At 51.7% G+C, this 14,431-nt stretch carries 11 protein-coding genes; 7 read left to right on the top strand and 4 right to left on the bottom strand.

Features of this window, described 5'->3' with window-relative positions:
- Nucleotides 1-25: 25 nt before the first annotated feature.
- The 3 genes from kduD to ygeA all read left to right on the top strand — a co-directional run bounded on the left by kduD (nucleotide 26) and on the right by ygeA (nucleotide 3,343).
- The gene (kduD, locus tag C1P89_RS24490; RefSeq protein WP_000603523.1) at nucleotides 26-787 is read left to right on the top strand and encodes a 2-dehydro-3-deoxy-D-gluconate 5-dehydrogenase KduD; all 762 of its coding nucleotides are present in this window, start codon (nucleotides 26-28) and stop codon (nucleotides 785-787) included.
- 314 nt (nucleotides 788-1,101) lie between these two features.
- On the top strand, nucleotides 1,102-2,520 hold the full coding sequence (gene araE, locus C1P89_RS24495) for an arabinose-proton symporter AraE (RefSeq protein ID WP_000256438.1): 1,419 nt from the start codon (nucleotides 1,102-1,104) through the stop codon (nucleotides 2,518-2,520).
- Nucleotides 2,521-2,650: 130 nt separating this feature from the next.
- A complete protein-coding gene (gene ygeA, locus C1P89_RS24500) occupies nucleotides 2,651-3,343 on the top strand; it encodes an amino acid racemase (RefSeq protein WP_000848664.1) in 693 nt (230 codons plus the stop codon).
- On the opposite strand, the gene lysR is transcribed toward ygeA, so the two are convergent.
- Nucleotides 3,330-4,265, bottom strand: coding sequence for a DNA-binding transcriptional regulator LysR (gene lysR / locus C1P89_RS24505; protein WP_000741827.1), 936 nt, complete (start codon nucleotides 4,263-4,265; stop codon nucleotides 3,330-3,332). The genes ygeA and lysR overlap by 14 nt on opposite strands.
- A gap of 121 nt (nucleotides 4,266-4,386) precedes the next feature.
- Here lysR and lysA point away from each other — a divergent pair, with 121 nt between their 5' ends.
- Nucleotides 4,387-5,649, top strand: coding sequence for a diaminopimelate decarboxylase (lysA, locus tag C1P89_RS24510; protein ID WP_001120706.1), 1,263 nt, complete (start codon nucleotides 4,387-4,389; stop codon nucleotides 5,647-5,649).
- A 6-nt stretch (nucleotides 5,650-5,655) separates the two neighbouring features.
- Here lysA and galR read toward each other — a convergent pair whose 3' ends face one another.
- Complete coding sequence (gene galR, locus C1P89_RS24515; RefSeq protein WP_000201063.1) at nucleotides 5,656-6,687, bottom strand: HTH-type transcriptional regulator GalR; 1,032 nt, start codon at nucleotides 6,685-6,687, stop codon at nucleotides 5,656-5,658.
- A 585-nt stretch (nucleotides 6,688-7,272) separates the two neighbouring features.
- Between galR and aas the strand changes: the two genes are divergently transcribed.
- Nucleotides 7,273-9,432, top strand: coding sequence for a bifunctional acyl-ACP--phospholipid O-acyltransferase/long-chain-fatty-acid--ACP ligase (aas, locus tag C1P89_RS24525; RefSeq protein ID WP_000899069.1), 2,160 nt, complete (start codon nucleotides 7,273-7,275; stop codon nucleotides 9,430-9,432).
- Nucleotides 9,425-10,618: a lysophospholipid transporter LplT gene (gene lplT, locus C1P89_RS24530; protein ID WP_000004618.1), complete on the top strand. Its 1,194-nt coding sequence runs from the start codon at nucleotides 9,425-9,427 to the stop codon at nucleotides 10,616-10,618. Before aas ends, lplT begins: the two co-directional genes overlap by 8 nt.
- Nucleotides 10,619-10,649: 31 nt before the next feature.
- Here the strand turns inward: lplT and C1P89_RS24535 are convergent, their stop codons facing one another.
- Nucleotides 10,650-11,690 (bottom strand): NADP(H)-dependent aldo-keto reductase, encoded by a 1,041-nt coding sequence (locus tag C1P89_RS24535; protein ID WP_001199284.1) that lies wholly within the window; start codon nucleotides 11,688-11,690, stop codon nucleotides 10,650-10,652.
- Between the two features lie 110 nt (nucleotides 11,691-11,800).
- Nucleotides 11,801-13,147: an IS4-like element IS4 family transposase gene (locus C1P89_RS24540; RefSeq protein ID WP_000483769.1), complete on the bottom strand. Its 1,347-nt coding sequence runs from the start codon at nucleotides 13,145-13,147 to the stop codon at nucleotides 11,801-11,803.
- 107 nt (nucleotides 13,148-13,254) lie between these two features.
- Here C1P89_RS24540 and C1P89_RS24545 point away from each other — a divergent pair.
- A protein-coding gene (locus tag C1P89_RS24545) for an IS3-like element IS600 family transposase (RefSeq protein WP_094096635.1) occupies nucleotides 13,255-14,411 on the top strand; the annotation gives its coding sequence in 2 pieces (ribosomal slippage) (nucleotides 13,255-13,504 and nucleotides 13,504-14,411; 1,158 coding nt in all).
- The last annotated feature ends 20 nt before the right edge of the window (nucleotides 14,412-14,431 follow it).

Below are 14,431 nucleotides of genomic sequence, written 5' to 3' on the forward strand. Positions count from 1 at the left end.
CGGCATAAACGAATAAGGTATTGTTATGATTTTAAGTGCATTTTCTCTCGAAGGTAAAGTTGCGGTCGTCACTGGTTGTGATACTGGACTGGGCCAGGGGATGGCGTTGGGGCTGGCGCAAGCGGGCTGTGACATTGTTGGCATTAACATCGTTGAACCGACTGAAACCATCAAGCAGGTCACGGCGCTGGGGCGTCGTTTTTTAAGCCTGACCGCCGATCTGCGAAAGATTGATGGCATTCCAGCACTGCTGGATCGCGCGGTAGCTGAGTTTGGTCATATTGATATCCTGGTGAATAACGCCGGATTGATTCGCCGCGAAGATGCTCTCGAGTTCAGCGAAAAAGACTGGGACGATGTCATGAACCTGAATATCAAGAGCGTATTCTTCATGTCTCAGGCAGCGGCGAAACACTTTATCGCGCAACGCAATGGCGGCAAGATTATCAATATCACGTCAATGCTCTCCTTCCAGGGCGGGATCCGTGTGCCTTCTTATACCGCATCAAAAAGCGGCGTGATGGGCGTGACGCGATTGATGGCGAACGAATGGGCTAAACACAACATTAATGTTAATGCGATAGCTCCGGGTTACATGGCGACCAACAATACTCAACAACTACGGGCAGATGAACAACGTAGCGCGGAAATTCTCGACCGCATTCCAGCTGGTCGTTGGGGACTGCCGAGTGACCTGATGGGGCCGATAGTGTTCCTTGCCTCCAGCGCTTCAGATTATGTGAATGGTTATACCATTGCCGTAGATGGCGGTTGGCTGGCTCGTTAATTCATTCCTCTTACTTTTATGACCCTGCCTCATGGCAGGGTTTTTTATACCTGTAGGTCATCATAATTCATATCATGGTTATGAAATAATCCATATCAATTATCAATTAATGAACTTTATGAATTTTATCTGCTGTAAAATTAGGTGGTTAATAATAATCTCAATAATTCAACTTAATTTGAAAATTGGAATATCCATCACATAACGACATGTCGCAGCAATTTAATCCATATTTATGCTGTTTCCGACCTGACACCTGTGTGAGTTGTTCACGTATTTTTTCACTATGTCTTACTCTCTGCTGGCAGGAAAAAATGGTTACTATCAATACGGAATCTGCTTTAACGCCACGTTCTTTGCGGGATACGCGGCGTATGAATATGTTTGTTTCGGTAGCTGCTGCGGTCGCAGGATTGTTATTTGGTCTTGATATCGGCGTAATCGCCGGAGCGTTGCCGTTCATTACCGATCACTTTGTGCTGACCAGTCGTTTGCAGGAATGGGTGGTTAGTAGCATGATGCTCGGCGCAGCAATTGGTGCGCTGTTTAATGGTTGGCTGTCGTTCCGCCTGGGGCGTAAATACAGCCTGATGGCGGGGGCCATCCTGTTTGTACTCGGTTCTATAGGGTCCGCTTTTGCGACCAGCGTAGAGATGTTAATCGCCGCTCGGGTGGTGCTGGGCATTGCTGTCGGGATCGCGTCTTACACCGCTCCTCTGTATCTTTCTGAAATGGCAAGTGAAAACGTTCGCGGTAAGATGATCAGTATGTACCAGTTGATGGTCACACTCGGCATCGTGCTGGCGTTTTTATCCGATACAGCGTTCAGTTATAGCGGTAACTGGCGCGCAATGTTGGGGGTTCTTGCTTTACCAGCAGTCCTGCTGATTATTCTGGTGGTCTTCCTGCCAAATAGCCCGCGCTGGCTGGCGGAAAAGGGGCGTCATATTGAGGCGGAAGAAGTGTTGCGTATGCTGCGCGATACGTCGGAAAAAGCGCGAGAAGAACTCAACGAAATTCGTGAAAGCCTGAAGTTAAAACAGGGCGGTTGGGCACTGTTTAAGATCAACCGTAACGTCCGTCGTGCTGTGTTTCTCGGTATGTTGTTGCAGGCGATGCAGCAGTTTACCGGTATGAACATCATCATGTACTACGCGCCGCGTATCTTCAAAATGGCGGGCTTTACGACCACAGAACAACAGATGATTGCGACTCTGGTCGTAGGGCTGACCTTTATGTTCGCCACCTTTATTGCGGTGTTTACGGTAGATAAAGCAGGGCGTAAACCGGCTCTGAAAATTGGTTTCAGCGTGATGGCGTTAGGCACTCTGGTGCTGGGCTATTGCCTGATGCAGTTTGATAACGGTACGGCTTCCAGTGGCTTGTCCTGGCTCTCTGTTGGCATGACGATGATGTGTATTGCCGGTTATGCGATGAGCGCCGCGCCAGTGGTGTGGATCCTGTGCTCTGAAATTCAGCCGCTGAAATGCCGCGATTTCGGTATTACCTGTTCGACCACCACGAACTGGGTGTCGAATATGATTATCGGCGCGACCTTCCTGACGCTGCTCGACAGCATTGGTGCTGCCGGTACGTTCTGGCTCTACACTGCGCTGAACATTGCGTTTGTGGGCATCACTTTCTGGCTCATTCCGGAAACCAAAAATGTCACGCTGGAACATATCGAACGCAAACTGATGGCAGGCGAGAAGTTGAGAAATATCGGCGTCTGATTTCACGGGCCGGATGTGCTGTACATCCGGCCCTTTTTTCGTTAATAGAGATTGGGCACCTGGCCGTTGAGGCGTTTGTCTCGTTCCTTATTCAGCCTTGTTGCGGTAACACACATCAGGAGAGAGAGGAATGAAAACAATTGGTTTGCTGGGAGGAATGAGCTGGGAATCCACCATTCCTTACTATCGTCTGATAAATGAAGGCATTAAACAGCGGCTTGGTGGGCTTCACTCTGCGCAAGTGCTGCTACATAGCGTCGATTTTCATGAAATAGAAGAGTGCCAGCGTCGCGGGGAATGGGATAAAACCGGGGACATTCTGGCTGAGGCGGCGCTTGGCTTACAGCGGGCGGGCGCAGAAGGTATTGTGTTATGTACCAATACGATGCATAAAGTGGCGGATGCCATTGAGTCACGTTGCACTCTGCCTTTCTTACACATTGCGGATGCCACCGGACGTGCAATTACCGGGGCCGGAATGACTCGTGTGGCGCTGCTGGGTACGCGTTACACCATGGAACAGGATTTTTATCGCGGGCGGCTGACGGAACAATTTTCCATCAATTGTCTTATTCCGGAAGCGGATGAACGGGCGAAGATTAATCAGATTATTTTTGAAGAACTGTGTCTGGGGCAATTTACCGAAGCGTCACGCGCTTATTATGCGCAAGTGATTGCTCGCCTTGCAGAACAGGGGGCGCAGGGTGTCATTTTTGGCTGCACAGAAATTGGTTTATTGGTTCCAGAAGAGCGCAGTGTTTTGCCTGTGTTTGATACTGCGGCGATCCATGCCGAGGATGCTGTCGCTTTTATGCTGTCGTAGCTGACGACAAAATCGCGTCAAGAGAAGTGACCAGTTTCGGTAACCCCGCTTGTAAATGCTCACTAAACGCCTGAACCAGCGCTGATGACGGGCGGTGCAGGGGGCGGATCAGGCTGACGGTGAACGGAACCGCAATACTGAACCGCCGTACCACTAAACCGCTTGCCGCATAATCCAGTGCGGTGAGTGGGTTAACCACCGAAACACCTACCCCCGCCCGTACCATTGCGCAGACTGACGCGGCGCTGTGGGTTTCTACGATCATGCGTCGTTTAACCTGATGTTCAGTAAATAGCTGATCCAGCAACTGGCGATAGCTGTCAGTACGGGAAAGGCTGATGTAGTTCTCACCCTGAAAATCATCCGGCGTTAATACCTTTTTTACCGCCAGCGGATGACCCGGAGGTAACACACACACTTCATCTAAAGAGAGTAATTCGGTACGTTCTGTTCCCGCAGGCGTATGGAGTGTCTCAGTGAGTCCTAAATCATGACGCTGGGCCGAGAGCCACTCTTCAAGTAGCGGTGATTCCTGGGGCACGATATTTAAGCTGACATCGGGATAACGTGCCAGAAAGGGTTGCAGGAGCTGCGGTAAAAAAGATTGCGAAAAGACCGGCAGGCAGGCAATAGACAGTTCTCCCTGGCGAAACTCGCGCAGACTTTCTGCGGCGCTGACAATGCGATCCAGTCCGTACCAGGATCGTTGCACTTCTTCAAACAGACGCAGTCCTTGCACGGTAGGATGTAATCGTCCACGTACGCGCTCAAACAATTTTAGCCCGATCACCTTCTCAAAGCGCGCCAGTTCGCGGCTGACGGTTGGCTGTGAGGTGTGTAGCAGGTGTGCTGCCTCAGTCAGGCTTCCGGCGGTCATTACCGCATGAAAAATTTCAATATGACGTAAGTTAACGGCGGCCATTAGCGCTCTCTCGCAATCCGGTAATCTATATCATTTTTGCATAGACTCGACATAAATCGATATTTTTTATTCTTTTTATGATGTGGCGTAATCATAAAAAAGCACTCATCTGGAGTTTGTTATGCCACATTCACTGTTCAGCACCGATACCGATCTCACCGCCGAAAATCTGCTGCGTTTGCCCGCTGAATTTGGCTGCCCGGTGTGGGTCTACGATGCGCAAATTATTCGTCGGCAGATTGCAGCGCTGAAACAGTTTGATGTGGTGCGCTTTGCACAGAAAGCCTGTTCCAATATTCATATTTTGCGATTAATGCGTGAGCAGGGCGTGAAAGTGGATTCCGTCTCGTTAGGCGAAATAGAGCGTGCGTTGGCGGCGGGTTACAATCCGCAAACGCACCCCGATGATATTGTTTTTACGGCAGATGTTATCGATCAGGCGACGCTTGAACGCGTCAGTGAATTGCAAATTCCGGTGAATGCGGGTTCTGTTGATATGCTCGACCAACTGGGCCAGGTTTCGCCAGGGCATCGGGTATGGCTGCGCGTTAACCCGGGGTTTGGTCACGGACATAGCCAAAAAACCAATACCGGTGGCGAAAACAGCAAGCACGGTATCTGGTACACCGATCTGCCCGCCGCACTGGACGTGATACAACGTCATCATCTGCAGCTGGTCGGCATTCACATGCACATTGGTTCTGGCGTTGATTATGCCCATCTGGAACAGGTGTGTGGTGCTATGGTACGTCAGGTCATCGAATTCGGTCAGGATTTACAGGCTATTTCTGCGGGCGGTGGGCTTTCTATTCCTTATCAACAGGGTGAAGAGGCGGTTGATACCGAACATTATTATGGTCTGTGGAATGCCGCGCGTGAGCAAATCGCTCGCCATTTGGGCCACCCTGTGAAACTGGAAATTGAACCGGGTCGCTTTCTGGTAGCGCAGTCTGGCGTGTTAATTACTCAGGTGCGGAGCGTCAAACAAATGGGTAGCCGCCACTTTGTGCTGGTTGATGCCGGGTTCAACGATCTGATGCGCCCGGCAATGTACGGTAGTTACCACCATATCAGTGCCCTGGCAGCTGATGGTCGTTCTCTGGAACACGCGCCAACGGTGGAAACCGTCGTCGCCGGGCCATTATGTGAATCGGGCGATGTCTTTACCCAGCAGGAAGGGGGAAATGTTGAAACCCGCGCCTTGCCGGAAGTGAAGGCGGGTGATTATCTGGTACTGCATGATACAGGGGCATATGGCGCATCAATGTCATCCAACTACAACAGCCGTCCGCTGTTACCAGAAGTTCTGTTTGATAATGGTCAGGCGCGGTTGATTCGCCGTCGCCAGACCATCGAAGAATTACTGGCGCTGGAATTGCTTTAACTGCGGTTAGTCGCTGGTTGCATGATGACTTGCCTCCAGCGACGGAGTTGACACTGAATGACGACGTACCAGCGTCGGACTAAAGACATTAGTGATTTCCGGGAGAGGGCGATTATCCGCCAGCGCCAAAGCCAGTTCGGCAGCCTGGGTCGCCATTGTCACGATTGGGTAACGCACGGTGGTCAGGCGCGGACGCACATAGCGTGACACCAGCACATCATCAAAGCCAATTAACGAAATCTCACCCGGTACATCAATACCATTATCATTGAGAACGCCCATCGCACCCGCCGCCATTGAATCGTTATAACAGGCTACCGCAGTGAAATTTCTTCCTCGTCCCAAAAGCTCGGTCATTGCCTGTTCGCCGCCGCTTTCGTCTGGTTCACCAAATGTCACCAGCCGGTCATTGGCCGCAATACCACTTTCAGCAAGGGCATCGTAATACCCTTGCAGACGATCTTCGGCGTCAGAAATAGAGTGGTTAGAGCACAGATAACCAATGCGGGTATGACCTTGTTGAATTAAATGACGCGTAGCCAGCCAGGCACCGTAACGATCGTCCAGAGCAATACAACGGTTTTCGAAGCCAGGCAGGATACGGTTGATCAGCACCATACCGGGCATTTGTTTCATTAATGAGGCTAAATCGGCATCCGGGATCATTTTGGCATGGACGACCAACGCAGCACAGCGATGGCGGATCAGTTGCTCAATGGCCTGACGCTCTTTTTGTTCGTTGTGGTAACCATTGCCAATCAATAAAAAATTACCGGTGTGATAAGCCACCTGTTCGACCGCTTTCACCATTGCACCGAAAAACGGATCGGAAACATCACCAACGACCAGACCGACCGTTTCAGTGGTCTGCTGCGCCAGCGCACGGGCGTTGGCGTTCGGGTGATAGCTAAGAGACTCCATTGCACTATGCACAGCCAGCCGGGACGCTTCGCTGGCTTTGGGTGAATTATTAATGACGCGGGAAACGGTGGCGACTGAAACGCCTGCCAGTCGGGCTACATCCTTTATGGTCGCCATGAAAATACCTTAGTGGGTAAACGCTTACATTGTTTCAGTGTTACGGAAAACGCCCGTTGGTTCAAGGGGCGGCGTGTTTTCATCGTGGGAATGTGAGCCAAACGCAAATAAGTAAGACAAAAAAAGAGATTGCAAACCTTTGGTTACACTTTGCGAAATGCTGTTGCGATTGACTGCTGGTGGCGTTTGGCTTCAGGTTGCTAAAGTGGTGATCCCAGAGGTATTGATAGGTGAAGTCAACTTCGGGTTGAGCACATGAATTACACCAGCCTGCGCAGATGCGCAGGTTTTTTTTTGCCGGTCATCAATCTGTAACAGTAACCGACAATTTACACACCTCGTTGCATTTCCCTTCATTCCTTTGCGTTTTCTCGCTGGCGAAGAGTCGTCGTGCAGACCACAATCAAGATCCCAGAGGTATTGATTGGTGAGATTATTCGGTACGCTCTTCGTACCCTGTCTCTTGCACCAACCTGCGCGGATGCGCAGGTTTTTTTTCGCACCTAATTTACTGTCGCTCGCGTTCTTTATCTCGTGTAATCTCCCTCCATTCGCTTTTACTGAATCAGAGCAAAGGGAGTTGGAATGCTTTTTAGCTTTTTTCGAAATTTGTGCCGTGTTTTGTATCGCGTTCGCGTTACGGGTGACACCCAGGCACTGAAGGGCGAGCGCGTTCTAATTACGCCTAATCACGTCTCTTTTATTGATGGCATTTTGCTTGGACTGTTTTTACCTGTGCGTCCAGTGTTTGCCGTTTACACCTCAATAAGCCAACAGTGGTATATGCGTTGGCTGAAATCATTTATCGACTTTGTTCCTCTCGACCCGACGCAACCTATGGCGATTAAACATCTGGTACGTCTGGTGGAACAGGGCCGACCAGTGGTGATTTTCCCTGAAGGACGCATCACCACCACAGGCTCGCTGATGAAAATCTACGATGGCGCGGGTTTTGTCGCGGCGAAGTCTGGTGCAACGGTTATTCCTGTGCGTATTGAAGGGGCGGAACTTACGCACTTCAGCCGCCTGAAAGGTCTGGTTAAACGTCGCTTGTTCCCGCAAATTACTCTGCATATTTTGCCACCAACGCAGGTGGAGATGCCGGATGCGCCGCGTGCCCGTGACCGTCGCAAAATCGCTGGCGAAATGCTGCATCAAATAATGATGGAAGCGCGAATGGCGGTGCGCCCGCGTGAAACGCTGTACGAATCTTTACTGAGTGCAATGTACCGCTTCGGAGCCGGGAAGAAATGTGTCGAAGACGTCAACTTTACCCCAGACTCCTATCGCAAATTGCTTACGAAAACGCTGTTTGTTGGACGCATCCTTGAAAAATACAGTGTTGAAGGCGAACGCATCGGCTTAATGCTGCCCAATGCAGGCATCAGTGCGGCAGTGATTTTTGGGGCCATCGCCCGTCGCCGCATTCCCGCAATGATGAACTACACTGCCGGGGTAAAAGGGCTGACCAGTGCTATTACGGCGGCTGAAATCAAAACCATCTTCACTTCCCGCCAGTTTCTCGATAAAGGCAAACTCTGGCATCTGCCGGAGCAACTTACTCAGGTGCGCTGGGTCTATCTGGAAGATTTAAAAGCAGATGTCACCACTGCCGACAAAGTATGGATCTTCGCGCATCTGCTGATGCCACGTCTGGCACAGGTAAAACAGCAGCCGGAAGAAGAGGCGCTGATCCTCTTTACCTCCGGTTCTGAAGGCCATCCGAAAGGCGTCGTCCATAGCCATAAAAGCATTCTGGCGAACGTCGAGCAGATTAAAACGATTGCCGACTTCACCACCAACGATCGCTTTATGTCGGCGTTACCGCTGTTTCACTCCTTTGGGCTGACGGTAGGCCTGTTTACGCCACTGCTCACAGGTGCAGAAGTGTTTCTTTATCCAAGCCCGCTGCATTACCGTATTGTGCCGGAGTTGGTGTATGACCGCAGTTGCACCGTGTTGTTCGGCACCTCGACTTTCCTCGGTCACTACGCGCGTTTCGCCAACCCGTATGACTTCTATCGTCTACGCTATGTGGTGGCAGGCGCAGAAAAATTACAAGAAAGTACCAAACAGCTTTGGCAGGATAAATTTGGCCTGCGCATCCTTGAAGGCTACGGCGTGACCGAATGCGCGCCTGTCGTTTCTATCAACGTACCGATGGCGGCGAAACCCGGTACGGTAGGGCGTATTCTACCAGGAATGGATGCGCGCCTGTTGTCGGTCCCTGGTATCGAAGAGGGCGGACGCCTGCAACTGAAAGGGCCGAACATAATGAACGGCTATCTGCGGGTGGAGAAGCCAGGTGTACTGGAAGTGCCCACCGCCGAGAATGTTCGCGGCGAAATGGAGCGCGGCTGGTATGACACTGGCGATATTGTGCGTTTTGACGAGCAGGGCTTTGTGCAGATTCAGGGCCGCGCAAAACGCTTTGCCAAAATTGCAGGCGAAATGGTGTCGCTGGAAATGGTGGAACAACTGGCACTTGGTGTTTCGCCAGATAAAGTCCATGCCACTGCGATTAAGAGCGATGCCAGCAAAGGCGAGGCACTGGTGCTTTTCACCACAGATAACGAACTGACGCGCGATAAGTTGCAACAGTATGCCCGCGAGCACGGCGTGCCGGAGCTTGCTGTACCGCGCGATATTCGCTATCTGAAACAGATGCCATTACTTGGCAGCGGCAAACCTGACTTTGTCACGTTGAAAAGCTGGGTAGACGAAGCGGAACAACACGATGAGTGAGTCAGTGCACACTAACACTTCGTTGTGGTCGAAGGGGATGAAAGCGGTTATCGTGGCGCAGTTTCTCTCTGCGTTTGGCGATAATGCCCTACTGTTTGCCACTCTGGCGTTACTGAAAGCGCAGTTCTATCCGGAGTGGAGCCAGCCCATCCTGCAAATGGTGTTTGTAGGTGCTTACATTCTTTTTGCGCCGTTTGTCGGGCAGGTGGCGGATAGCTTCGCCAAAGGCCGGGTGATGATGTTTGCCAACGGCCTGAAGCTGCTGGGCGCAGCCAGTATCTGCTTTGGTATCAATCCGTTTCTCGGCTATACGCTGGTGGGTGTTGGTGCTGCAGCCTATTCACCGGCGAAATACGGTATTCTCGGCGAATTAACCACGGGTAGTAAGTTAGTGAAAGCTAACGGTTTAATGGAAGCTTCTACCATAGCGGCGATTTTGCTCGGTTCCGTAGCCGGTGGTGTGCTGGCTGACTGGCATGTCCTCGTCGCCCTGGCCGCATGCGCACTGGCCTACGGTGGTGCGGTCGTTGCCAATATCTACATTCCCAAACTGGCGGCGGCGCGTCCGGGGCAGTCCTGGAATCTCATCAACATGACCCGCAGTTTCCTGAATGCCTGCACCTCGCTATGGCGCAATGGTGAAACGCGTTTTTCGCTGGTGGGCACCAGTTTATTCTGGGGAGCGGGTGTCACGCTGCGTTTCCTGTTGGTGCTGTGGGTACCGGTGGCGCTGGGCATTACCGATAACGCTACGCCCACCTATCTCAACGCGATGGTAGCGATTGGTATCGTGGTTGGCGCAGGTGCGGCAGCGAAGTTAGTTACGCTGGAAACCGTGTCACGCTGTATGCCAGCCGGGATTTTGATTGGCGTGGTGGTACTGATTTTTTCCCTGCAACACGAGCTGCTGCCAGCCTATGCCTTGTTGATGCTGATTGGCGTGATGGGGGGCTTTTTTGTCGTTCCGCTCAATGCGTTGCTACAGGAGCGGGGTAAAAAAAGCGTCGGGGCGGGGAATGCGATTGCAGTACAAAACCTTGGCGAAAACAGCGCCATGTTGTTGATGCTGGGCATTTACTCGCTGGCGGTAATGGTAGGCATCCCGGTCGTGCCCATTGGCATTGGCTTCGGTGCGCTGTTTGCGCTGGCAATAACGGCGCTGTGGATCTGGCAGCGCCGTCATTAATATTTAACGCCGGTTTTAACCGGCGTTAATCTTATGGTGCCGGATAAGTATAAACCTGATGCACCGCTTCAATTTCAGCTAATACGTCTTCGCTTAACTCCAGATGCAAACTTTCGATGTTAGTTTTCAGCTGATCCATCGTGGTTGCGCCCAGCAGAGTGCTGGCAACAAACGGTTGACGGCGTACAAACGCGAGCGCCATCTGAGCAGGGTCTAGGCCATGACGTCTGGCGATATCAACATACGCCGCGACGGCTTTTTGCGTTTGCTCACCGCTATAGCGGGTGAACCGACTAAAGAGCGTATTACGTGCGCCAGCGGGTTTTGCACCATTGAGATATTTCCCGGTCAGCGTGCCGAAACCCAGGCACGAATAGGCCAGCAGTTCGACCCCTTCATACTGGCTTACTTCTGCCAGACCTACTTCAAAACTGCGGTTTAACAGACTGTAAGGGTTCTGAATGGTGACAATACGCGGCAGATCGTGTTTGTCCGCCAGATGCAGGTAGCGCATTACGCCAAATGCAGTTTCGTTCGACACGCCGATATAACGAATTTTTCCCGCGCGTTGGTACTCTGCCAGTGCGTCCAGCGTATCCAGCAGCGAAACCGCAGGCGCAGAATCCGTCCAGCTATAACCGAGTTTGCCGAAGCAGTTGGTCGGGCGCTGCGGCCAGTGCACCTGATAAAGATCGAGGTAATCAGTGTGTAGGCGCTTGAGGCTGTCATGCAGCGCTTCGCGGATATTCTTCCGATCCAGCGCCTGATCCGGGCGGATGCCCTTGTCATTATTGCGCGACGGTCCGCTCACTTTGGAGGCGATAATTAACTTTTCGCGGCTGCCATGTTTCGCCAGCCAGTTGCCGACGTAGGTTTCGGTTAACCCTTGCGTTTCGGGGCGCGGAGGTACTGGGTACATTTCGGCAACGTCGATAAGGTTAATGCCCTGAGCGACGGCATAGTCGAGTTGTGCGTGGGCGTCGGCTTCGCTGTTCTGTTCACCAAACGTCATCGTGCCAAGCCCCAGCGTGCTGACTTCCAGCGAACTGTGGGGTATACGGTGATATTGCATAGCCGTTTCCTTTTTATAATCACGACATAAGGAATATAAAAATGGCAGAGGGAAGGGAAAAGGGAAAGAGAAAAATCTTAAGGCCAGCCGGATGCTGTAATGCCAGTCAGTTAAGCAACTGACTGGCTCTTTTTCGGGGCTGTGGGGTATTTCCAGGGCCTCTCCTTTACCACTCTCGGGAAGGCCCTTTCCCTTCTCGTCGGTAATTTCACAAGTTGTCCCATACTTGCAAGATCGCGCATCAGCTCCGGTATACGTCCCGGTGAAGCGCCCTGCAATGTCATCAGCATTCTCATCACCATTCCGCATGATTCTGAGAAACTCAGTTGATTCGGCCAGTAACCTTTCAGATGTTCCGCCATTTTAATCATCTGATATCTCACCAGATTATAAGCCAGTAAGACACCCCACAGCTCTTGCTCCACAAGCTCCGGCTTTTTACTTCTCAGCGTCAGCCTGCTCAGTTGCATCGTCTGTTTTATCTCCCTGTATCCCAGTTCGATTTCCCAGCGATGACTGTACAGATCCGCCATTTCTCCTCCGGGGAAGCGCATGGCGTCCGTCATCGACGTCAGCAGATGGCAGACTTTTCCTTTGCGCGTCACGGTCAGCAGGCGGGCTGTCACTTCATTTCCCAGTCCCGGCCACTTTTTTCGTGCCTGCGGGCTGGTTTTCAGCTTCACCAGATGATCGCCTTTACCCAGTTTTCTGAGCTCTTCATATTGCGCTCCCTTTCTGAGAGGTATCATCCAGTGGCGGTGTTCTCCCGCCAGGCTCCAGGCATTTAACAGTCCCAGTGAGTAATAACCTTTATCCATTAACGTCAGAGTGTTATCGCCGGTTTGTTCTATAAGTTGCTCAGCAAGCTCATTTTCGCTGTTCTTCATCGTGCCGAAGGCTGCAGCCGTCAGCAGATGGCTGGTCAGTTCCATCTGGCAGACCATTTTGACCTGCGGGTAGAGCGCCGGGTTCCCGGCATGTGTCTGGCGGGGGAAGGCTGCATCGTTCTCTGGTGTATCCGGTGTGCGCCAGAACACACCATCGATGGCCAGCAGGGTCAGGCCGCACCAGTGCGGATGCGGCGTGGCGTTATGCCAGAGCTGCGCTGTTTTCGTGAACACGCGGCGGACAGCCTCACTTCCCAGGCGCTGGCGGGCCTGAATAACGGCACTGGGGGCAACGAAGGGGCGATTGCCCGGCAGCATGATGTCCAGGCGATTCACAATCTGGTGAAGAGGTTCTTTACGCTCAAGCGCCATGCCAACAATACACCAGACCATCATTTCGAGGGGAAGACGGCGCTTGCGTAGCGTTACAGTACCTGATTCGGCAAGGCAACGAGAGATGAGTTCGGGGTCGAGGTAATCCCCCAGAGAAGTCAGTGGGTTACGCAGAGAATCGTAACGGGATACCAGATCAAGAGCCTGTCCAATGTGCATAAAAAAATCCGGAAACAAGTGAGCGTTTCCGGATTCTTACACAGCCACTGGATCGGTCAACTGAGGTAGCCTGAGTTTAACGGACACTCCTTCCTGAAATAGAATGGCATCAGAAGGAGCTAATAATGAGCAGAAAAACCCAACGTTACTCTAAAGAGTTCAAAGCCGAAGCTGTCAGAACGGTTCTTGAAAATCAACTTTCGATCAGTGAAGGCGCTTCCCGATTATCTCTTCCTGAAGGCACTTTAGGACAATGGGTTACCGCCGCCAGAAAAGGGCTCGGTACTCCTGGTTCCCGCACGGTGGCTGAACTGGAATCTGAAATTCTGCAACTGCGTAAGGCGTTAAATGAAGCTCGCCTTGAGCGAGATATATTAAAAAAAGCAACAGCGTATTTTGCACAGGAGTCGCTGAAAAATACGCGTTAATCGAACAATGGCGACAACAATTTCCCATTGAAGCGATGTGTCAGGTATTTGGTGTATCCAGGAGCGGTTATTACAACTGGGTACAGCATGAACCCTCAGACAGAAAACAAAGTGATGAGCGGCTAAAACTGGAGATTAAGGTGGCACATATCCGCACTCGCGAAACATATGGAACCCGGCGGCTCCAGACGGAGCTGGCAGAGAATGGCATCATCGTTGGTCGTGACCGACTGGCACGTCTTCGTAAGGAGCTAAGGCTACGCTGTAAGCAGAAACGCAAGTTCAGAGCGACTACGAACTCGAACCACAATCTGCCAGTTGCGCCAAATCTGCTGAACCAGACGTTCGCTCCTACAGCACCAAATCAGGTCTGGGTGGCGGACCTGACGTATGTTGCCACACAGGAGGGATGGTTGTACCTCGCTGGCATCAAAGATGTTTATACGTGCGAAATTGTCGGCTACGCCATGGGAGAGCGCATGACAAAAGAGCTGACAGGTAAAGCCCTGTTTATGGCGCTCAGGAGCCAGCGCCCACCTGCCGGGCTAATCCACCACTCTGATCGAGGTTCACAGTACTGCGCATACGATTACCGGGTCATACAGGAGCAGTCTGGTCTGAAAACATCAATGTCGCGTAAAGGTAACTGTTACGACAACGCTCCGATGGAAAGCTTCTGGGGAACGCTGAAAAATGAGAGCCTGAGCCACTATCGTTTTAATAAGCGGGATGAAGCCATCTCAGTAATACGGGAATACATTGAGATTTTCTACAATCGTCAGCGTCGTCACTCTCGTCTGGGGAATATCTCCCCGGCAGCCTTCAGGGAAAAATATCATCAGATGGCTGCTTAAAAAAAGAACAAATGGTAGTG

The sequence above is a fragment of the Shigella sonnei genome, from assembly GCF_002950395.1.
In the GTDB taxonomy this organism is placed as follows: Bacteria; Pseudomonadota; Gammaproteobacteria; order Enterobacterales; family Enterobacteriaceae; genus ECMA0423.